A 22,415-nucleotide genomic window follows, 5' to 3' on the forward strand; every position below is an offset into this window, starting at 1 on the left:
CAGTGTCGTCGGGCGATCCCTTCGTCGTAGCCTCGACGCCGTGGTACCGCCGGGACGACAACTGGGTGAATCCGACGGGCAAGGATGATTCCGAGTTTTCTCCCCCGACCACAGCGAGGTGACGTCGAGCCCATCCAGGACAGGCAATGGCAATGTGGATGCCGGCCGGGGCACATCGCCGGCGCAGCCGTGACCACGCGGCCGGGCGACAAACTCGTTTCCCGCGACGACACGGCGAATTCGGGCGGACCGGGCAGTCGGGCCGGGCCGACGTCGGTCGACCCGGCCAGCCCTCGATCCGCGTCAAAGGCGGACCCGCGAGCAGGCGCCCGCCTCACATCGGGCATCGTGGTCGTAACGGACATTGCACCCAGGCCGGGAGATCGTTCCTGGTCAGCCGCGTTCCGAGCCCAGGATCCGCGGGTCACCGGATCGACGGGCCAGGTAACAACGACTCGGAAAGGGGACTGGGCTGAGCCGCCGAGAGATCGACACCCACCCGCTGGCCCGCCCCCGACGCGGCAGTTCGCGGGAAGGCCGGGCCACCACCAGGACTGGCTCGCGCCGGGAGCGTGACCGCGCCGTGGGCTCCGACCAGCTGGCCACCGGCCTTTCACCCGACCAGAACCGCCTCGACCGCAGCCGCCTCGACGCCGCGTACCAGCGCGACGCCGTCCCCGACCCTGATGGTCGGCTGCGCACGGCGACCGGCTACCGGGGCGAGGACACCGAGCGGATCGAGCGCACCTCCGCCCGGACACGGATACCGGGACCCCCCCGGCCATCGGCACGCACCCGGCCACCGACGCAGCCGGGCCCGCTGGAGACCGGCCCGATGGAGACCGGCCCGGCGCGTCCCAGCCTGCGCAGGAGCGGCCCGCGGAAGGCCGCTCCGACGGACTCCGGCCCGCGGGAGACCGGCGTGCCGCGGCCCAGCAGCTCTCCAGAGACCGGCCCGACCGACACCGGCCCGATGGAGACGGGCCCGCTCACGGCTCCGGTCCTCGCGCCGCTCGGCCACTCCCCCGCGCTGGACGGCCTGCGGGCACTGGCGGTCATGAGCGTCATGGCCTACCACGCCGGTCTGAGCTGGATGCCGGGCGGACTGCTCGGCGTCGACGCCTTCTTCGTGCTCTCCGGATTCCTGATCACCGGCCTGCTTGTCACCGAGTACCGCGCGACCAGGCGCATCGACCTCAGGTCGTTCTGGATCCGGCGCACCCGCCGGCTGATGCCGGCGCTGCTGACCATGATGCTCGGGGTGGCGGCCTATGCCCGCTGGGTAGCGGCTCCCAGCGAGGTCGCGACGTTGCGCATGGACGCGCTGGCCACCCTCGGCTACGTCGCCAACTGGCGCTTCGCGCTGTCGGACCAGAGCTACTTCGATCATCTCTCCACCCCGTCGCCGCTGCTGCACACCTGGTCGCTGGCGGTGGAGGAGCAGTTCTACGTGCTGTGGCCGCTGTGCGTCTACCTGCTGATGTGGCAGACCGGACGGACGGTGGCCCGCTGGCGCAACCAGCGCCGCCGGGCCCAGACCCTGATCCTCACCGTGGCGGTTCTCGGGGCGGAGGCCTCGGCGCTGCTCGGGCTGTTGCTGGTCCTGCTCGACAGCGACGAGTCCCGGATCTACTACGGCACGGACACCCGTGCCCAGGCACTGCTCGCCGGCGCGGCCCTCGCCGTCTGGCGGATCCAGCGGCGGACTCCGCTCACCGCACGGACGAAGAAGGGCCTGGCGGTCGTCGGGTGCCTGGCGGGCCTGGCGATGCTCACGATCTGGGCGACCGTCGACGGGGAGAGCCGGATGCTGTATACCGGCGGCTTCCTGGGCGTGGCAGTCGTCGTGATGCTGCTGATCGCCTCGATCATCGAGGTGCCGACCGGGCCGGCCGCGAAAGTGCTCTCCTGCGCCCCGTTGCCTGCCATCGGTCGGGTCTCCTACGGGCTTTACCTGTGGCACTGGCCAGTCTTTCTGACTGTCACCGCCAGCCGCACCGGGCTGAGCGGCCCGGCGCTGCTCGCGGCCCGGGTCGCCGTCACGGCGGCGATCACCATCGCCTCGTTCCACCTGGTCGAGAACCCGATCCGGCGCGGGAAGATCCGCTTCCCCCGGCCGCGGCTCACTGTTCCCGCCTCGATCGGCGCCGTCGTCGCCGTCGTCATGGTGGCGACGATCGCGGATCCTGCCGCCGGACGTGGCGCGGCCGATCTGGAACGCCTGGCACAGCAGGCCGCGTCCGCGGCGCCACCGACGGCGCGCGCCGAGCCCGCCTCCGGTGGCCGGGCCCTGCGCGCGATCATGGCCGGCGACTCGCTCGCGCTCACGCTGGGTTTCAGCCAGTTCACCGTCACCGCGGCGGACCAGGGGATGGAGGTCCGCGACGCCTCCGAGCTCGGCTGCGGCGTCTCCCGGGCACAGCCGAGGTACCTCAAGGGCGAGCGGGACTATCCGCAGGCGAGCTGCGTCAACTGGCCCAACCGGTTGCGGCAGAAGGTCGACGAGGTCCACCCCGACGTCGCGCTGCTGCTGGTCGGCCGCTGGGAGGTCACCGACCAGGTGTACAACGGTCGCCGGACGCACATCGGCGATCCCGCCTTCGACGCCTACCTGGGGCGGGAGCTCGATCTGGCGATCACCACGCTCTCGGCCGGCGGGGCGAAGGTGGTCCTTCTCACCACCCCCATGTTCAGGAAGGACGAGGCGGCTGACGGCAGTATCTACCCGGAGACCAGGCCGGACCGGGTGATCGCGTTCAACGCCCTGCTACGCCAGGCAGCCGCCCGGCACTCCGCGGTGACAACTGTGATCGATCTCGCGACGATCCTCAGCCCGGACAACCAGTACCGCGACGAGATCGACGGCGTACAGGTACGCGACGACGACGGCGTGCACATCAGCAACGGTGGTGGCGCACGGGCAGGTGATGTCATTGTGCCTCAGCTTGTACGGATGCTCCGCCCGGCCACAACTGGCGGCGCGGGCACGCCGAGCCCGGTACCCGAGTGACCTCGTCGCTTTACCTGGCGCTAACCTTCCGCAGCAGTACTCCACGGTCCACAGGAGGATGATCGTGCCTCGCGCACTGATTACGGGAATCACCGGCCAGGACGGCTTGTACCTGGGTGAGCTGCTGGTCGGGCGGGGTTATGAGGTGTTCGGCCTGGTGCGCGGGCAGTCGAACCCGAAGGTCGCGACGGTGGAGCGGGTGGTCCCGGGGGTGGTGCTCCTGGAGGGGGATCTCACCGATCTGCCGTCGTTGATCGGTGCCGTGGAGATCTCGCAGCCGGACGAGGTGTACAACCTGGGTGCGATCTCCTTTGTGGGTCTCTCCTGGAAGCAGGCGGAGCTGACCGGTGAGACCACCGGAATGGGAGTTTTGCGGGTTCTGGAGGCGTTGCGGATCGCGGCGGGTAACGATTTGTCGCGCGTGCGCTTCTACCAGGCGTCCTCGTCGGAGATGTTCGGGAAGGTGCGGGAGACCCCGCAGCGGGAGACGACACCATTTCACCCGAGATCGCCGTATGGGGTGGCGAAGACATTCGGGCACTATCTGACGGTGAACTACCGCGAGTCATATGGGTTGTTCGCGTGTTCGGGGTTGCTGTTCAACCACGAGTCGCCGCGGCGCGGGATCGAGTTCGTGACGCGGAAGATCTCTCGGGCGGTGGCGCGGATTTCGCTGGGGTTGCAGGACTCGGTGTCGCTGGGAAATCTCGAGTCGCGGCGGGACTGGGGTTTCGCCGGGGATTATGTGGACGCGATGTGGCGGATGCTGCAGCAGGACGTCCCGGACGACTTCGTGGTCGCGACGGGTGAGACGCACAGCATCCGGGAGCTGTTGGATGTGGCGTTCGCGCGGGTGGGGATCGAGGACTGGTCGGAGTACGTGCGGGTCGATCCGCGGTTCTTCCGGCCGGCGGAGGTCGACGTGCTGGTGGGTGATGCGTCCAAGGCTCGTGAGGTGCTGGGGTGGAAGCCGCGGGTGGGCTTCCATGAGCTGGTTGAGATGATGGTCGACGCCGACCTCGCCGCCGAGGCCGCAGCCGCGGGACAGACGCTGACGAACAGGTGACTGATGCTGCCCGGACACTCATGTCGGGACGCGTGCGAAAGGCCCGCATCCCACACCCTGCGGCCCGCGCCACGACTCGGCGCGGGTGAGTTCACGTCCGGATGCATGTCACGCCCTGTGACGGGGAGGGTACGCGCGTGCGTGACTCCGGGGGACAGCCGATGAACACTGGTCCGGCCGCCGGTTCCCTCCCCCCTCAGTCCCGCGGACGACACCGTTCGGGCCGACGGGCACCCATGTCGTTCCGCGCGTCCGACCCGGCGGCGGGCCGGGCGCCGACCTCCTCCTCGCCCGCGGGCACGGCATCACCCGCAGGCACCGCGCCCAGAGGCACCGCGTACGACGGCGGCACGGGTGCGTCCAGCACCACAGGCGCGGCCGGCATCACGGCCGGCACGCCGGCCTCGGGCCAGGCACCCGGCCTGCCGGACCCGCGTGACGCGGGCGGGGCGGGCGCGGCACGGCGGACGCATCCGAGCCTGGCGGCGTTTCCCGGGCTCGCCGGCCTGGCGCCCGCGCGCCTGCGCGGCCAGAGCGACCGCATCCGGGCCGCGATGCGCGGCGCCATCCCGCTCGCGCTCGCCGGCCTGGTCGCGAACGCGGCGAACCTGGGGGTGACCCTGGTGATCGCGCGGGCGATGAGCACCCGGTCCTACGGTGCCGTCGCCCAGCTCTTCGCGATCTTCTTCGTCGTCTCCATGCCCGGCAGCGCCCTGCTCGTCGGCGTCGTCCGGCGGATCACCAACTGGCAGCACACCGGCCAGGCCAACCTGATCGACGCGTGGATCAGCCGGGTTCGACGGGTCGGCGTCATCGTGGTCCTCTCTGTCGCCGTGGTCGCGATCCTGGCCCGCGGCTTCATCGCCGACGAGCTCTCGCTGCCCGGCGCCGGCGGCGTCGCGGAGATCATCATCGCCGGTGCCGCCTGGTGCCTGCTGTGTGTCGACCGCGGGCTGATGCAGTGCGGGCGGCTGTACCCCGCGTTGTCCGCGAACCTGCTCGTCGACGCCGCGGTGAAGAGCGGCTCCACGATCGCGCTCGTGCTCGCCAGTCTGGACGAGGCCGGCGCGGCGATCGCCGTCCTGCTCGGCGTGCTCGCCGCGCTGGTGCACACCCGGTGGTGCCTGCGGCGGCATCCGTCCGCGCTCGGCAACCTGGAGCCGGTAGGCTGGCAGCCGCCTCCGGCGACCCCGGCAGGCCCCCCGGCAGGCACGGACACCGCGGCGACGACGCTGCCGTTGCCCGTCGCCGGCCCGGCGGCCACCGCGGAGCCTCGGCGCCTCGCCGTCGAGGTCGGTTCGGCCCTGGTGACACTGGCGTTCCTGGCCATCCTGCAGAACATCGATGTTCTGCTGCAGGGCAGGCTCTCTCCGGACGAGTCCGGCCCCTACGCGGCTGTGTCGGTCGCGGCGAAGGTACTCGTGCTGGGAGCCATCGTTCTCGCCGGCTTCCTCCTGCCTGAAGCCGCGGACCGTAATCACCTGGGGCAGCACGCACTGCATCAGCTCGGCGCAACCCTGGCGATACTCGCCGTGCCTGCCGTGGGGCTGCTCACAGTGGCCGCCATCGCACCCGACACACTGCTGTCTCTGGCTTTCGGGCCGCGTTTCACCAATGCCTCCGGTGCCCTCCTTCCACTCGCCGGAGCAATGACCTGTCTCGGAGCGACCGTGTTGTTCTCCCACTACCTGCTCGCACTCGGCGAACGAGCCGTGCTCGCCGTGCTCGCCATCGCGACCGGTGCCGCCGTGTCCCTGATGGTCTGGGCCCAGGGCTCCCCCGTGTCGACCGCGCGCGCGAATCTCGGCTGCCAGGCGGTTCTCGCGGTCGTGACCGGGCTGATGGTCCTCGCCGCCGCGCGCCGGACGGCCCGCGCATGAGCGCGTTCCCGCAGGAGGAAGCCGCGCTGGCCGCGCTCTCCGGAATCGACCTGACGGCGCTGTCCGCCCCCACCCCGACCCTGGCCGAGCTGGTCGAGCTGTCGGGCCTGCGCCGCATCCACATGTTGGCCTGGCGTGATCTCGACGACCCCGAGTCAGGCGGTTCGGAGCTGCATGCCGACAAGGTGGCCGAGCGGTGGGCCGCGGCCGGTGTCGACGTCAGCCTGCGCACCGCGCTCGCCCCCGGCCATCCGGAGACCGCACGGCGGCACGGGTACCAGGTCGTGCGCAAGGCCGGGCGCTATTCCGTCTTCCCGCGCACGGCGATGTCCGGCGCGTTCGGGCGGGGCGGCCCCTGGGACGGGCTGGTCGAGATCTGGAACGGCATGCCGTTCTTCTCCCCGCTCTGGGCACGCTGCCCGCGGGTGGTGTTCCTGCACCATGTGCACGCCGAGATGTGGCGGATGGTGCTCTCCCCCAAGCTGGCCCAGGTCGGCGAGACCATCGAGTTCAAGATGGCGCCGCCGATGTACCGGCGGACCCGCATCCTCACGCTGTCCCAGTCGTCCCGCGACGAGATCATCGAGCTGCTCGGCCTGCCGGCCGGCAACATCTCGGTGATCCCGCCGGGCATCGACCCGTCCTTCAGCCCGGCCGGGGAGCGTTCGCCGCATCCGCTGGTGCTGGCGGTCGGCCGGCTGGTCCCGGTCAAGCGGTTCGACGTGCTGATCGACGCGCTCATCCGTGCGCATGACGAGCATCCGGCGATGGAGGCCGTGATCGTCGGCGAGGGGTACGAGCGCCCGGCGTTGGAGGCACGCGTCGCGGCCGCCGGCGCCGGCCGCTGGCTGCGGCTGGTCGGCAGGGTGGACGACGCGGAGCTTCTCGACCTCTATCGGCGCGCCTGGGTGCTGACCTCCGCCTCCGCCAGAGAAGGTTGGGGCATGACGATCACCGAGGCCGCCGCCTGCGGGACACCCGCCGTCGCGACCAGGATCGCCGGCCACACCGATGCGGTCGTGGACGGCGCGTCCGGTCTGCTCGTGGAGGATCCGCACGACCTGGGCAAGACGCTCGCGAGCGTGCTGACCGACACCGAGCTGCGGACCCGGCTGTCCACCGGCGCCCTGGCTCACGCGGCGACGTTCACCTGGGAGCAGACCGCCCGCGCGACCTACCTCGCCCTGGTGAACGAGGCCGCTCGTCGCAAGCTGCTGCGCCGCCCCGCCCCGAGCAGCCACCCGGGCACGCCCCAGTGACGTTGACCGCTCAGGCATCCGGCTCCGCGACGCCCGACGGGCCGGAGCCGGGGCCGGATGCCACGCTGGGCCCCGACGGCCCAGGCTCGACCCGCCGACCGCGCATCCCCCACCGCTTCCAACGTGTGATCCCCTCGTGGCCCACGCTGGTGCTGGCGGCCCTGGCCTACATCCCGCTGCTGGCAACGGCGCCCGGGCGGATCGGCGCGGACACGAAGGCCTACCTCTACCTCGACCCGGGCCGGATGCTCTCCCGCGCGGTGTCGATGTGGGATCCCGACGTCGGCATGGGCACGGTCACCCACCAGAACATCGGCTACCTGTTCCCGCAGGGCCTGTTCTACTGGCTCCTCCAGCTCGTCGGGCTGCCCGACTGGGTGGCCCAGCGGCTGTGGACCGGCTCGATCCTGTTCGGCGCGGGCGCGGGCGTGCTGTTCCTGATGCGGTCGTTCCGCTGGCCCGACCGGTACGCGTTCATCGCCGCGCTGGGCTACATGCTCACGCCCTACACCCTGGAGTACGAGGCACGGATCTCGGCGATCCTGCTGCCGTACGCGGGCCTGGGCTGGCTGATCGGCATCACCGTGCGCGGCCTGCGCGAGGCCGGCGTGGACGAGCTCGCCCGAGCGGGCGTCACCGATGCCTCCGGTGGCTCCGCTGCCGCTGCCGCTGCCGCCACGGGCCGCGCCCGGTGGGCCCGCCTGCGCTCCGGCTGGCGGTGGCCGGCGGCGTTCGCGCTGATGGTGACCCTGATCGGCAGCATCAACGCGTCCAGCCTGATCTTCATCCTGTTCGCGCCGCTGCTGTGGGTGCCGTTCGCGGTGTGGGGCACCCGCGAGATCCGGTTCGCGACCGCGCTCGGCCTGTGCACGCGGGCGGTGGCGCTGATCATCGTCACGTCCGCGTGGTGGATGGCCGGTCTGTACACGCAGGCCGGCTACGGCCTGAACGTGCTCGCGTTCACCGAGACGGTGAAGACCGTCGCGAGCAGCTCGCAGGCGTCCGAGGTGCTGCGGGGCCTCGGCAACTGGTTCTTCTACGGCGAGGACGCCCTCGGGCCCTGGATCAGCCCGGCGACCGAGTACACCGGCAACCTGGTGATCATCGCGATCAGCTTCGCGGTGCCCATCCTGGCGCTGGCCGCCGCCGCCTGCGTGCGCTGGGGCCATCGCGCCTACTTCGTCGCCCTGATCACGCTCGGCGCGACGATCTCGGTCGGCGTGTACCCGTACGACGACCCGTCGCCGCTGGGCCGGCTGTTCCGCGACTTCGCCGAGGGCTCCACCGCCGGGTTGGCGCTGCGTTCGCTGCCCCGCGCGGTTCCCATGGTGGTGCTGGGGCTGTCGGTGCTGCTCGCCGGCGGCCTGGCCGTCCTCGACCAGAGATTCGCGGCCAGCCGCGCACGGCGAGCCGAGGCCGCAGCCGCGGCAGCCGCGGCAGGCGCGGCCACGGCAGGCACGGCCTCCGCGCGCCGACGGCCCGCGCTGGTGCCGACCCTGGCGTTCGGCGGGGCGGCGCTGATGCTCGTGCTGAACATGTCGCCACTGTTCCGCGGGCAGTTCATCGAGCCGCTGCTGGACCGCCCGGAAGACATCCCGGCCTACGAGCAGCAGCTCGCCAGCGCCCTCGATGCCGTCGCCGCGGACACGACCGGCCAGCAGACCCGGGTGCTGGAGCTGCCCGGAGCCGACTTCGCCCACTACCGGTGGGGCACCACGCTCGACCCGGTCACCTACGGGCTGATGGACCGGCCGTCGGTGGTCCGCGAGCTCATCCCCTACGGCGACGCCGGCACCGTGGACCTGGTGCGCGCGCTGGACCGGCGGATGCAGGAAGGCGTGCTCGACTCCGAGTCGATCCCGGACATCGCCCGGCTGATGAGCGCCGGCGACGTCGTCCTGCGCAGCAACCTCGCCTACGAGCGGTTCCGGACCCCGCGCCCCCGCGCGACCTGGGACCTGGTGGCCAACAACCGGCCGGACGGGCTGAGCGAGCCGCGCGCCTTCGGGCCACCCACCCTCGAGGACCCCGGCATCCCCTACACCGACGAGATCACGCTGGGCACCGACGCGGACGTCATCGACCCGCCGGCGCTGGCCGACTTCGCCGTCGACGACCCACATTCGATCGTGCGGGCCGAGAGCACCGAGGCACCGCTGCTGGTCAGCGGAAACGGTGAGGCCCTCGTCGACGCGGCCGCCACCGGCCAGCTCGACGCCGTGCTCGACAGCGGGCGCACCGTGCTCTACGCGGGCGACCTCGTCTCCGACCCCGACAAGATGCGCCAGGCCCTCAACGACGGCGCGGAGCTGCTCGTCAGCGACACCAACCGGCTGCGGGCCGAGCGGTGGACGGGCGTCCGCGAGAACTTCGGGTATGTCGAGCAGCCAGGCGTCACGCCACTGACCAAGGATCCGAACGACAACCGGCTGGTGCTCTTCCCCGACGCCGGGCACGCGTCCGAGACGATCATGCAGACGTCCCCGCCCGGCTCCGCGGCGCAGGTCGCGAACGTGCGGGCCACCGACTACGGCAACACGTTCTCCTACGGTGTCGCCGACCGGCCGACCCAGGCGATCGACGGCGACATGAAGTCCGCCTGGCGGGTGGGGGCGTTCACCGACCCGACCGGCGCCGCCTGGCAGGTACAGCTCACGAAGGCGACGACCGCCGACCACATCCGGCTCGTGCAGCCGATCAACGGCCCACGCAACCGGTGGATCACCCGCGTCACGCTGACCTTCGACGGCGGCTCCCCCGTCACCGTCGACCTGCGGGACTCCTCCCGCACCGAGCTGGGCCAGGTCATCGACTTCCCGTCCCGGACCTTCACCACCCTGCGGGTGCACGTCGACGCCACGAACTACGGCGAGCAGCGCACCTACGACGGTCTGTCCGGGGTGGGCCTGGCCGAGGTGGAGATCCCGGGCCCGGACGGCAAGCCGCTCACCGCGGACGAGGTGCTGCGCCTGCCCACCGACACCCTCGACGCCGCCGGCGCGGACTCGCTGGAGCACCGGCTGAGCCTGCAGATGTCGCGTGACCGCGCCAACCCGGCGGAACCGTTCCGCATGGACCCCGAGTCGACGATCAAGCGCACGTTCAACCTGCCCACGGCGCGCACGTTCGCGCTCACCGGCACGGCCCGGATCTCCGCCTACGCGCCGGACCAGCTCATCGACGCGACGCTGGGCCGCGCCGCGGCGGCGCCGACGGTGTCCTCGTCCGGCCGGCTGCCGGGTGACCTCGACGCGCGTGCGTCGAGCGCGTTCGACGGGAACGCCACCACGGCGTGGAGCCCGGGCCTCGGCGACCAGGTCGGGACCTGGCTGCAGATCGCCGCACCGACGCCGGTCACGTTCTCCACGATGAACCTGACGGTCGTGGCCGACGGGCGGCACTCGGTGCCGACGAAGATCGGCATCGTGGTCGACGGGCGCCGGGTCGGCGCCGTCACCGTCCCGCCGATCAACGACACCAAGGTGACCTCCCAGACCCGGGACGCCACCCAGACCGTGAGCCTGAGCTTCCCGGCTGTCACCGGGAACACCATCCGGATCGTCGTCGACGACGTCCGCACGGTCACCAGCACGGACACGATCAGCGGCGCGATCACCAACCTGCCGGTGGGTATCGCGGAGCTGTCCGTCCCCGGGATTGACGGCACCGCCGGCGGGACCGGCCGCAACGAGGCGGCCACCACGGCACCCGGCGCCGCCGGCTCCACGGGGGCCACCGCCGCCGCCACGGGCGACACGATCAACGCGGTCCCGGCGAGCACCGCCGGCCCGGCCGGCTCGGCCGGCACCGGATTCGTCGCCGCCGCCGCGCAGGACATTCCCGCGCCGTGTCGCACCGATCTGCTGACCATCGACGGCGCACCGATCGGGGTCCAGGTCACCGGCACCATAAAGGACGCCAGCGGCCGCGACGGCCTCTCGCTGCGCGCCTGCGGGACGCCGGTGACCCTCAGCGCCGGCGACCACGTGATACGCACCGCGAACGGTTCCGTGACCGGCATCGACATCGACCGGCTGCTGCTCGCCTCCGAGGCCGGCGGTGGCGCATGGCTCGACGCCACCGGCGACAGCACGGACGCCGCCGCGATCACCACCGGCGGAACCTCGGCGCCCGCGACCGCGACCACTGCGACCAGCGGTACGGGCAGCGGCGGGGCCGCGTCTCTGCCCACGCTGAAGGTCAAGGCGACCAGCGACACGTCGTTCCGGGTGGACGTCACCGGGGCGACGCCGGGCAAGCCGTTCTGGCTGGTGCTGGGCGAGAGCCAGTCCCCCGGCTGGACGGCGAAGGCCGACGGCCAGGACCTCGGCAAGCCCCGGCTGGTGGACGCCTACGCCAACGGCTGGCGGGTCGACCCGACGAGCGGCAGCTTCAGTGTCGTCATCGACTGGGCGCCGCAGCACGTGGTCGGCCTGGCGCTGAAGCTTTCGGTCGTCACCGGGGTGCTGAGCCTCGCGGTGCTGATCGCCAGCACCTACCGGCGCCGCCGCGGGCGGACCTGGCGCGACCTGGGCCTGCCCGCGGTACCGGGCGCGGCGAACCTGCCCGGCTCGGGTCGGCCCGGTCCGGGCGCCGCCAGCCTGGCCGAGCTGCCGACCGCCGAACCGTGGCGGGGCGCGGCACCGGTCGTCTCCGGGCGGTCGACCGTGATTCTGGCGCTGGCTCTCGGCGCGGTGAGCGTGGTGCTGGTCAGTCCGCTGGTCGGTCTGATCGTCGCGCTGTGCACCGCCGCCGCGGCACGGGTGCCCCGAGCCCGGATCGTGCTGCGTCTGGCGCCCGTGGTGTGCCTGGCGGTCAGCGCGCTCTACGTGCTGCAGGCACAGGGCCGGTTCGACCTCCCGTCGAACGGGTCCTGGGTGGCCGCGTTCCACAAGGTCGCCGCGATCTCCTGGCTTGCCGTCCTGTTGCTGGCCGCCGAGACGGTCATCACCCTCGCGGCCCGACGCCGCCAGCGACCGGCGACGTCCGCCCCCGCGGACGCAAGTCCGGCACGGTAGGCCGAATCTCCGACTCAAAGGTTGCAGAGAGTAACTTCCGGTTACCCTCCGTATAGCATCGCTGCGTCATCTGCTACGAGCGGCTCCTGGTCGACGAGTGCGACCGACCACGGGTCCTGACGAAGGGATGAGGCGCGGGGGTGCCACAAGAAACCACTTCGGATCGGGGGATTTCGCCGCAGGAGGCAACCGACTCCGGCGAAATCAGCCCGACGCACGGTCGGCACGGTCGGCATCGACGATCCGCGACCTGGCGGATCCGGCCGGCCAGGCCACACGGCGCGGGCAAGCAGAGCGTGGGCAGGCACAGCGGGGGGGAGCACAGCTTCGCGAGTGAAAACATCCACGCCGGCGGTCGACACGGTGCCGGCAGTCAACACGGTGCCGGCGGCCAACACGGCGCGCACGCCATGGCGGGTCGGCGGCGGCGGTCGAGGCGGCGCACTGCGCTGCTGCGCCTCGCGGTCCTCGTGCCGGTCCTGGTCGCGGGCACGACCATCGCCGACCTCGGCGCGCAGGCGGTGCCGGTGCCCAGCGTCGTCATCGAGGACAACTCCGTCGGCTCCGGGGTCTCCCAGATCAGCTATTTCGGCGACTGGACGGCCTGCGTGGGCTGCTCGCCGAGCACACCCAACGGGCGTTACGCCCGTACGGCCGACGCCTCCAGCGGCGCGGTGCTCCGTTTCTCCGGCACCCAGGTCGACATCTACGGTGTGCTCGCGCCCAACGGAGGCATCGCGACCATCAGCGTCGACGGCGGGACGCCGACCGCAGTCAACACCTACTCCGCCACCCCGTCGGTGGCCCGCATCTACCAGTCCGCCCTCCTCAATCCCGGCATCCACACCGCGGTACTGGTGAACGTCGGCTGGCGCGAACCGGCATCGGGCGGAATTCAGATCACGTTCGACCGGGCACAGGTCTTCGTCGAACAAAGCGGCGGGAACCCCGGCAACCGGTCCGGTCAGCCGTGGTTCTCCGGGGCGAACGGCGATCCCGTCCAGAACGCGGCGAACGTCGACGCCTTCTGCGACCGCAGGGGAAGCCCCTGCGACCTCGCCCATGTGTTCGTCAGCCGGAACAACTGGCAGAACATCGTCCAGCCGTCCTGGACCCAGGCCAACTTCGCCAACTGGCCGGGCCGTCTCGTCATCTCGGTACCTCCCTTCCCCGAGAACTCGGGGAGCACACTCACGGCCTGTGCCGCGGGCGCCTATGACGGCTACTGGCGCACCTTCGGACAGACCCTCAACACCACCGGCAGGCAGAACTCGATCATCCGGATCGCCTGGGAGGCGAACGGCGACTGGTACCAGTGGTCCGGAAGCAACCCGTCGGCCTACATCGGCTGCTGGCGGCACATCGCCGACTCGATCAACGCGACGTCCGATCCGGATCCGCTGCTCGACTGGACCATCAACGCGCACTACTCGCAGAACCCATCCAGCCACAACCCGCTCGACCTCTACCCCGGTGACAACTGGGTGGACATCATCGGAATCGACGCCTACGACCACTACCCGCCGTCACGGACCCAGGCGGAGTTCAACAACCAGGCCAACGCCATCGGTGGAGTCACCTGGCTCTACAACTTCGCCCGCGCCCACAACAAGCTCTTCGGCATCGGGGAGTGGGGAGTGGTGAGCGGGCGCGACGAGAACGGCGCCGGGGACAACCCCAACTACATCCGGTTCATGCGTGACTGGATGGAGCAGCGTGCCGGGCAGGGCCTGTACTACGAGAACTACTACAGCACCTGCGAGCCGCCGAACGTCGGCTCGAACCTGTATCGCCCCACTGATGATCACTGCCTGTTCATCAACAACGCCGCCGCACTGCTCTACACCGATCTGTGGAGCAGCCCCTAGCGGGAGGCCCTCGGAGCGGCGCGTCGCTCGCGGGAACGTGGGGGACCCGCGAGCGACGTCGCCTTGCGTCAACGGACGATCGGACCCGGCGGAGCCACCAGCAGCTCGACCAGCCGGTCCAGCTCCGCCGGGGGGTCGTCGGTGAAGCCGGTGTGGACCGGTGAGGTCTGCACCACCGTGCTGCGGGGAGCGGTCAACCACCTGAACCGCTCCCCGCCGGAAAGCCGCGCGGCCGGGCCGGCGTCCGGGCCGCCCGCACAGACCTTCCGCAGCGCCGTGAGATGCGCGGCCACCGCGTCGAGATCCACGAACGGGTCGAGGCAGACCAGGCGGGCCCGATCGACCAGGCACCGCGACCCGAGATAGTTCGCCGCCTGGCACCACAGCAGCACCCCTACGTTGACGCACTCGCCCCGGTCGACCCGGGGCATCACCCGGACCATCGCGTACTCGAAAAGGTCAGGCACCCAGGCCTCCGCGCAGCCAGTCGGGACGTCCACCGCGGGTGCCCGCCGAGCGGTCCGGGACGGTCGACGGGGCCGGGACCAGCAGCTCCGCGAGCCAGGGGCGGCGCCCGGAGACCCGAGCGAGCAGCCAGTCGACGTAGGCCGAGCCCGGGGCGTCCGTCCACTCTCCCGGCACCAGGCCGACGGCATCGGCGAGCAGGCCGGCGGTGACCGCGGGCGCGAGCTGGGCATCCGCGGCCGAGAGCAGTTCCGGCGCGTCCGCGCCGAGCACCGGAAGCAGGACGTGGTCGGTGAAGCCGGGCGCGGCGCGGTCCACCGCCGCCTCGATGCCGGCCCAGTCGTGGTGCGGATACAGCGCGGCCCCGTGATCGATCAGCCACAGGCGCCCGCCCCACACCAGCAGGTTCGGGTTCCGCCACGACCTGTCGACGTTCAGGGTGAACGCGTCGAGCCAGATCACGCGGGCGGCGAGCGACGGCTCGACGGCGAACGCGAGCGGGTCGTAGGTGATCGACCCGGGCAGGTAGTCCATGCCGAGGTTGCTGCCGGGGCTCGCTCGGAGCAGCTCCTGGACCTCCTGGTCCGGCTCGGTGCGGCCCAGATCCGGATCGACGTCGATGACCACGAGCTCTGGCACCGCGAAGCCGAGGCGGCGGGCGAGCTCACCGACGACGACCTCCGCCACCAGCGACTTCGGGCCCTGGCCCGCTCCGGTGAACTTGACCACCCAGGTGCCGAGATCGTCGCCCTCCATCAGCCCGGGAAGGCTGCCTCCCTCCCGCAGCGGTGTGGCGTAGCGAACGGCGCGAACATGACGGAGCACATCCCCAGCATGCCCGCCGGCCACCGGACCGGATGGAGCGGGGCACGGACACGAACGCGGACACGGGCCCGGGCCCGGCGGGGCTGGGGCGGGGGGCGTTACCTCGGGCCGGCGACCGCCGGAAATGTGAGCGGGAGCGGAAGGGCCGCGGACATCGACACCCACGCGAGGAAACCCGAACCGGGCACGACCACCTGCCGGAAGGCGGTGAGGTCGAGGCCTTCCGCGCCGTCGTCGCCGACCACGTCGTCGAACAGCTCGGCGGAGATGATGAGCGCGAAATCAGCGTGCGGATGTTCCGCGAGCTCGCGCTCGACGATGTCGGCGTCACGCAGGCCGCAGGCCTTCTCGACCGCGCGCCCGCCGAACCCTCGTTCGTCACATCGGGTGATTCCCTGGTGCAGCGCCACCCGAAGCCGTGTTCGTGCCGCGGCACCCGCATTCATCCGGCCGACCGTGAGCCGCAGACCACGGACGAGATCGCCGACGACCCGCACCTCGTCGATTCCGGGCGGAAAAACCGCGAACTCGTCGCCCTCGGGCCGGGCAAACCAGTGTGCGCACTGGACATCGGCGGCAAGGCAGGCCTCGTCGAGAATCCCTCCCAGCGACCTGTCCGCGGCGACGGCAATGCACAGGCGCCGGATGCCGGGAACCACTTCGTTCACGCTCAGCCTCCGATGGCGACGTTCCAGCGGAATTTACCGTTCATCTACGGAACACCGAATCACCGGTGGCATGCCGAACACATCCTCATGTGACGGGTTTGCGCCCACAATGTCGACCGGACAACGCAGTGGCCCCACTTCCCGTAGCGGCCGCGGGTTCACGGGTCCCGGGTGATTCCGGCCGCCTGGTAGAGCGCGTCCACGTCACGGATCACGATCGCCCGGTAACGGGTGTCCACGATGCCCTGCTGGCGCAGCTCGCGCAGCACCTTGTGCACGGTGGGCTCCGCGGCTCCGACCAGCGCGGCGAGCTCCGGCTGGGTGAGCGCGATCTGCACCCGACGACCCGTGCCGTCCGGCGCGCCGGCGCCGTAGGAACGCTCCAGCTCGCAGACGACCCGGGCCAGCCGCATCGCGACCGTGCACCCGCTGAACTCGACCCGCCGCCGGGTCGAGTTGCGCAGCTTGGCGCTCACCGACTGCAGCACGGGCCTGTTCGCATCCGGGTGCGCCCGCAGAAAGGCCAGGAAGGCCTCCAACGACACGACCTTCGCGAGAACGGCTCCGGCCGCGGTGACCGTCGCGGAACGGGGCTCCCCATCCAGCCCGGCCTGCTCACCGACGAGGTCACCGCCGTGCCGGATGGCCAGCAGCGCGAAGCCACCGTTCTCGGTGGTCGCGGTGACCTTGACCCAGCCGCTGAGCAGGAGGACGACGAAGCTGGTGGCGTCACCCTCCCGCAGCAGGACCTCGTCGCTGGCGAACTCCCGGTAACTGCCGAGCGCGACGAACTCCGCACGGGTCGGCTCGGCCAACATGCCGAGCAGGCTGTTCGCCGGCCAGTCCATACGACGCGGACGCTGGCGGTCCGGCCCAGCCGGGCCCACCACCGGAACCATCACCCGCTCCTTCACCTCACCGATCGCACTCCAGGCAGCCGCCTACCGTAACGGTTGATATCACCACGTCGGCGCCTGGGGGTGAAGGTTTGGGTGCAGCAAGCCACGATCACACCCGCGCCGGCCCGAATCCGGCCCGCGGTACGGCCGGGCCGAGGCCGGATGAGGCCCGATGCGGCCGGATCAGACGCGGTGCGGCATCAGCGCGTTCTCGGGGATGACGCCGAGCCGTCCGGCCTGGTAGTCCTCGATCGCCTGCTGGAGCTCAGCCCGCGTGTTCATCACGAACGGCCCGTACATCTCCACGCGCTCCCGGATCGGCCGGCCGCCGAGCAGCAGTACCTCCAGGTTCGGGGTGTCGCCGTCCTGGCGCGGGCCCGCCGCGAGGCTGATGCGGTCCCCAGCGCCGAGCACCGCCGTCTGACCGAGCTGCACGGGGGTGTCCTTGGCGCCGACGGTGCCCTCCCCCGCCAGCACATAGACCAGCGCGTTGTACTCCGGGTTCCACGGGACGCTGACGCGCGCTCCCGGGCTGACCGTCGTGTGCACCACCGTGATCGCCGTGTGGGTCGATCCGGGACCGCGGAAACCACCCACGTCACCGGCGATGATCCGAACCAGGCCCCCGCCGTCCGGCGAGGCGACCAGAGAGACCTGTTCGCCTTCGATGCTCTGGTACCGGGGCGGGCTGAACTTGTCCTTGGCCGGCAGATTCACCCACAGCTGCACTCCGTGGAAGAGACCACCGCTGACAACGAGCGCCTCCGGTGGCGTTTCGATGTGCAGGATGCCCGACCCCGCCGTCATCCACTGGGTCGCGCCGTCGGTGATCAGGCCACCGCCGCCATGGGAGTCCTGGTGCTGGAAGGTCCCGTCGATCATGTAGGTGACGGTCTCGAAGCCGCGGTGCGGGTGCCAGGGAGTGCCCTTGGGCTCACCGGCGGCGTAGTCGACCTCGCCCATCTGGTCACCGTGCACGAACGGGTCACGGTCGGCGAGACTCACCCCGGCGAACATCCGGCGGACGGGGAAGCCCTCTCCCTCGAACCCGGTCGGGGCGGTCACGACCTTCCTGACGGGCCGCTCGACATCGCCGAGCCCCGGCGCGGACAGCCTCGGCAGGGTGAGGGTGTCGGCGGTGACGGCTGGCATGGTGACCTCCCAGGTGGCTCTGTTCCCGTGTCATCGTGCCCCACCCGGACGGGATGATCCGGGCGAGGGCACGCCTTCCGCACGCGACCACCGGCACCTGGCCACCCCGGCGAGCCGAGGATCGGCGAGGCACAGACGGTTGCGCACACAACCACCCGCCACAACCCGTCGAACGCCCGGTACCTTCCCGCCACCCCGACCACGCGGGCCAGTGGCGGTAGCCGCAGAGCGGGAGCAATTCATCTCAATATCGACAAATCGGACGTAGAGGCACCCGACGATCGACAAGAAGTGAGGATCTCGGTTGTTCCAGCAGCCAAAATCCTCGCTTCTTGCTCAGCGACAGCGGTGACGGAAGCAACAGCGGTGACGGAAGCAACAGCGGAGGCGGTGGCGGCAGCGGTGACGGGGGAACAGCGCCCGACCACGGTTCGCTCAGAGCGATCGGACCCGGGAACAACCAGCGACTCCAACAGCTTGAGTGGTTCGTACTCAAGGTTCGTGGGTCATGAACGCTCCAATCGAGGGATGAAGGTCGTATGTCACAGACCAGGCTCCTGCCGCTGCTGCCACTGGACGACACGGTGCTCCTGCCCGGCATGGTGGTTCCACTCGACCTGTCGGACGCCCGGACCCGCGCCGTCGTGGACGCGGCCCGGGGCGGCCGACCCGGCTTCGTGCCGGAGCCGCGCGCGCCCGGCATCAGCAGCCGCTCCGACCAGCGCCGACCCGAGCTCCTGCTGGTTCCCCGGGTGGACGGGGTCCGCGCCGACGTCGGCGTGGTGGCCGTCGTCGAACAGATCGGGCGGCTGCCGAACGGTGAGACGGCCGCGGTCGTCCGCGCCAGCTCCCGCGCCCAGCTGGCGACTGACGGCGCAGGCATCGCCGGCGGAGGTGAAGCCGCCATCGGCGACAGCGACAGCGACAGCGAGGTCAGCTGGGTCGAGGCGACGATCCTCGAGTCGGCCGTGCCCGCCGGCTTCACCGGCACCCTCAGCGCCCCGCTGCGCAGCGGGCATGACGACGCCGACGGTGCCGTCGCCCGCCTCGTCGAGGTCGCGCTCGAGTACCGCACGCTGGTCACCGGCCTGCTGCGCACCCGGGGCGTCGACCAGGTCGCCGACACCGTGGCGGCGCTGGAGAACCCGAGCACCCTCGCCGACACCGCCGGCTACTCCTCCTACCTGTCGGCGGAGCAGAAGCTGGAGCTGCTGCGCACCCTGGACGTCACCGCCCGGCTCACGAAGCTCATCCCGTGGACGCGGGAGCACGCCGCCGAGGTGGACGTCGCCGAGACCATCCGGCGGGACGTCCAGGAGGGGGTGGACCGTCAGCAGCGCGAGTTCCTGCTGCGGCGCCAGCTCGACGCCGTGCGCAAGGAGCTCGCCGAGCTGGATGGAACCTCCGAGTCCGCCGACCGGGACAAGGAGGACTACCGGGCCCGGGTCGAGGCCGCCGAGCTGCCGGAGAAGGTCCGCGCGGCGGCGTTGAAGGAGGTCGACAAGCTGGAGCGGACGTCGGAGCAGTCCCCCGAGGGCGGCTGGATCCGCACCTGGCTCGACACCGTCCTGGAAATGCCCTGGAACGAGCACGCCGAGGACACCTACGACATCACCGCGGCGCGTGCCGTGCTCGACGCCGACCACGCGGGCCTGGCAGACGTGAAGGACCGGATCGTGGAGTACCTGGCGGTCCGCCGGCGCCGGGCCGATGCGGGGCTCGGCGTCGTCGGCGGGCGGCGCAGCGGGGCGGTGCTCGCCCTGGCCGGTCCGCCCGGGGTCGGCAAGACTTCGCTGGGTGAGTCGGTGGCCCGCGCGATGGGCCGCAGGTTCGCCCGGGTGGCGCTCGGCGGCGTCCGGGACGAGGCGGAGATCCGCGGTCACCGGCGCACCTACGTGGGCGCGCAGCCGGGGCGGATCGTGCGGGCGATCCGCGACGCCGGCTCGATGAACCCGGTGATCCTGCTGGACGAGGTCGACAAGGTCGGCTCCGACTACCGCGGCGACCCCACGGCGGCGTTGCTGGAGGTGCTCGACCCGGCGCAGAACCACACCTTCCGCGACCACTACCTGGAGGTCGAGCTCGACCTGTCGGACGTGCTGTTCCTGGCGACCGCGAACGTGCTGGAGGCGATCCCCGCGCCGCTGCTCGACCGGATGGAGCTGATCCTGCTCGACGGCTACACCGAGGAGGAGAAGGTCACCATCGCCCGCGACCACCTGCTGCCCCGGCAGATCGAGCGGGCCGGGCTCACCCCGGCGGACGTCACCGTCGACGACGACGCGCTGCGGCAGCTGGCCGGCGAGTACACCCGCGAGGCCGGCGTGCGGGACCTGGAGCGGGCGACCGCGCGGGTGCTGCGCAAGGTGGTCGCCAAGGTCGCGCTGGGCGAGGCGGCGCTGCCGGTCACCATCGGCGTCGGTGATCTCACCGGCTACCTGGGCCGGCCGCGGCACACCCCGGAGTCCGCGGAGCGCACCGCGCTGCCCGGGGTGGCGACCGGGCTCGCCGTCACCGGCGCCGGCGGGGACGTCCTGTTCGTCGAGGCGTCCCTGGCCGACCCGGAGACGGGCGCGAGCGGTCTGACGCTCACCGGCCAGCTCGGCGACGTCATGAAGGAGTCGGCGCAGATCGCGCTGTCGTACCTGCGCTCACGGGGGGTGGAGCTGGAGCTGCCGGTCGGGGACCTGCGTGACCGCGGGATCCACCTGCACGTCCCGGCCGGCGCGGTGCCCAAGGACGGCCCGAGTGCCGGCGTCACCATGACCACCGCGCTCGCGTCGCTGCTGTCCGGGCGGCCGGTGCGCGCGGACGTCGCCATGACCGGCGAGGTGTCGCTCACCGGGCGGGTGCTGCCCATTGGTGGGGTGAAGCAGAAGCTGCTCGCCGCGCACCGGGCCGGCATCACCACCGTGCTGCTGCCCGCCCGCAACGGGCCCGACCTGGACGACGTCCCGGCCGCGGTGCGGGAGGCGCTCACGGTGCACCTGGTCGCGGACGTCCGCGAGGTGCTTGAGCTCGCGCTGGAACCGGCCTTCGAGGCCGGGCGCTCCAGGACCGCCCTGGCCGCCTGAATCGGCGCCCCCGCAGGGGGTTCAGCCGCCGCGGCACCTGAACGGGCCCACCCGAGGGGGGTCTGTCAGGTGCCGCGGCGCCGGTTGGGCTGGGTCACGCAGAGCAGCTGGTGAACACCGGTGTCACGTTGTCTGTCGGTGTCCAGCAGCAACAACGGCACGCCGCAGGAACCGATGGGACGCAACGCCCGACATCGGCGACACGCCGGGCGTTCGGTTAACACCTTGTGACGCCACCCACGAAACGGCGCTCGGGCAGCTACCTTCGGGGTGTGGATCGTGGCCGGTGTCTTCGGCAGGAGCGCGTCGCACAGGAGCGCATCCTGGCAGTGAGTCGACTACGGGGCCGTCAGCGCCCGCGGGACAATCGCGGGCCGGGGCGCACCCCGACCCGTCCACCGGGTCGGCGTCCGCGCTGATCTGGCGGCGGGCCGATCAGGCCCGGGCAGTGATCGGGCCCGAGTGCGGGTGGTGCGGGCCGGCGGGCTAGAGTGGGCGTCTCTACGCAGGCCGTGACGAAGGGTGCGCCCACGTGGACGCCTTTCGGCGAGGCTGGGTTGGTCTGGCGTTGTTCCTCTCCGCCCTCGTCCTGATGCCCGTTCTGGTCGTGCAGTTCCAGCACGACGCGTCCAGGGCATCCGAGGCCGCCGATGAACTTGTCGAGCAGCAGACAGCTCCGGCCGCCTCGCAGCCGACACAGACCGGGATGATCGTCGCTCCGACGAGCGCGCCGCCGGGCACTCTCACGCGGTTCGAGGGCGTGGCCGAAGGCACGATCATTCATGGCTTCCAGCAGATCACGCTCAGCACCACAGGCCAGGTCGGCGGGATCAGGTACACCCTGACCGGGCCGGGCGACTTCTCCTACACCCTCGACGCGCAGGCCGCTCCCTACCTGTTCAACCCGCATCCGGGCGGCTGGCTTACCAGCGAGGTCGACGACGGCCTCTACACGCTCAGGGCCGCCGCCGCGAACCCGGGGATCGCGCCCGCCACCATCCGCTTCCGGATCGAAAACGACACCGCCACCCCAAGCCACCAGCCGACCTGACCGGCGGATCTGACCGGCGGACCTGGCTTGCGGATCTGGCCGGCCGTGCCTGCCGGGGTGAGCCGGCCTGGCCCTCCCCTGGCAACGGCACCGCCGCGCGGCGAGTATGGACAGCCCGGCCGGGCCAGAACCGGGTGGCACCCGGTCACCGCGCGGTGTGCGCACAGTGTCATGGTGTGG

12 protein-coding genes and 1 pseudogene are annotated in these 22,415 nt (G+C 71.5%); 8 read left to right on the top strand and 5 right to left on the bottom strand.

The window, feature by feature from the left end; translation table 11 throughout:
- Positions 1-457: 457 nt before the first annotated feature.
- The 6 genes and pseudogenes from AWX74_RS27055 to AWX74_RS27080 all read left to right on the top strand — a co-directional run.
- Positions 458-3,010: pseudogene (locus AWX74_RS27055) on the top strand (acyltransferase family protein); the annotation flags it as partial.
- A 64-nt stretch (positions 3,011-3,074) separates the two neighbouring features.
- Positions 3,075-4,076: a GDP-mannose 4,6-dehydratase gene (gene gmd, locus AWX74_RS27060; protein ID WP_006542607.1), complete on the top strand. Its 1,002-nt coding sequence runs from the start codon at positions 3,075-3,077 to the stop codon at positions 4,074-4,076.
- A gap of 161 nt (positions 4,077-4,237) precedes the next feature.
- Entirely contained in the window at positions 4,238-5,956 is a 1,719-nt protein-coding gene (locus AWX74_RS27065; RefSeq protein ID WP_091282773.1) for a lipopolysaccharide biosynthesis protein, read from the top strand.
- Entirely contained in the window at positions 5,953-7,215 is a 1,263-nt protein-coding gene (locus tag AWX74_RS27070; protein WP_091282775.1) for a glycosyltransferase family 4 protein, read from the top strand. The genes AWX74_RS27065 and AWX74_RS27070 overlap by 4 nt, the downstream gene beginning before the upstream one ends.
- Complete coding sequence (locus AWX74_RS27075; protein WP_091282777.1) at positions 7,212-12,233, top strand: alpha-(1->3)-arabinofuranosyltransferase domain-containing protein; 5,022 nt, start codon at positions 7,212-7,214, stop codon at positions 12,231-12,233. The genes AWX74_RS27070 and AWX74_RS27075 overlap by 4 nt, the downstream gene beginning before the upstream one ends.
- Positions 12,234-12,643: 410 nt before the next feature.
- Positions 12,644-14,101: a glycoside hydrolase family 26 protein gene (locus tag AWX74_RS27080; protein ID WP_091282779.1), complete on the top strand. Its 1,458-nt coding sequence runs from the start codon at positions 12,644-12,646 to the stop codon at positions 14,099-14,101.
- A gap of 68 nt (positions 14,102-14,169) precedes the next feature.
- Here AWX74_RS27080 and AWX74_RS27085 read toward each other — a convergent pair whose 3' ends face one another.
- The 5 genes from AWX74_RS27085 to AWX74_RS27105 form a co-directional block, all read right to left on the bottom strand.
- Complete coding sequence (locus AWX74_RS27085; RefSeq protein ID WP_193209728.1) at positions 14,170-14,568, bottom strand: DUF3037 domain-containing protein; 399 nt, start codon at positions 14,566-14,568, stop codon at positions 14,170-14,172.
- Complete coding sequence (locus AWX74_RS27090) at positions 14,561-15,391, bottom strand: HipA family kinase (protein WP_076823670.1); 831 nt, start codon at positions 15,389-15,391, stop codon at positions 14,561-14,563. The genes AWX74_RS27085 and AWX74_RS27090 overlap by 8 nt, the downstream gene beginning before the upstream one ends.
- A gap of 98 nt (positions 15,392-15,489) precedes the next feature.
- Positions 15,490-16,059: a hypothetical protein gene (locus tag AWX74_RS27095; protein WP_054564384.1), complete on the bottom strand. Its 570-nt coding sequence runs from the start codon at positions 16,057-16,059 to the stop codon at positions 15,490-15,492.
- Between the two features lie 158 nt (positions 16,060-16,217).
- Complete coding sequence (locus AWX74_RS27100; protein ID WP_091282781.1) at positions 16,218-16,958, bottom strand: Crp/Fnr family transcriptional regulator; 741 nt, start codon at positions 16,956-16,958, stop codon at positions 16,218-16,220.
- 183 nt (positions 16,959-17,141) lie between these two features.
- Positions 17,142-18,110, bottom strand: a complete 969-nt coding sequence (locus AWX74_RS27105; protein ID WP_091282783.1) for a pirin family protein — start codon at positions 18,108-18,110, stop codon at positions 17,142-17,144.
- Positions 18,111-18,649: 539 nt separating this feature from the next.
- Between AWX74_RS27105 and lon the strand changes: the two genes are divergently transcribed.
- Complete coding sequence (gene lon / locus AWX74_RS27110; protein ID WP_091282785.1) at positions 18,650-21,184, top strand: endopeptidase La; 2,535 nt, start codon at positions 18,650-18,652, stop codon at positions 21,182-21,184.
- Between the two features lie 532 nt (positions 21,185-21,716).
- Positions 21,717-22,235 carry a hypothetical protein gene (locus tag AWX74_RS27115; RefSeq protein ID WP_091282786.1) on the top strand — a complete coding sequence of 173 codons (519 nt, stop codon included), beginning with the start codon at positions 21,717-21,719 and terminating at the stop codon, positions 22,233-22,235.
- The last annotated feature ends 180 nt before the right edge of the window (positions 22,236-22,415 follow it).

Source organism: Parafrankia irregularis, assembly GCF_001536285.1.
Taxonomy (GTDB): Bacteria; Actinomycetota; Actinomycetes; order Frankiales; family Frankiaceae; genus Parafrankia; species Parafrankia irregularis.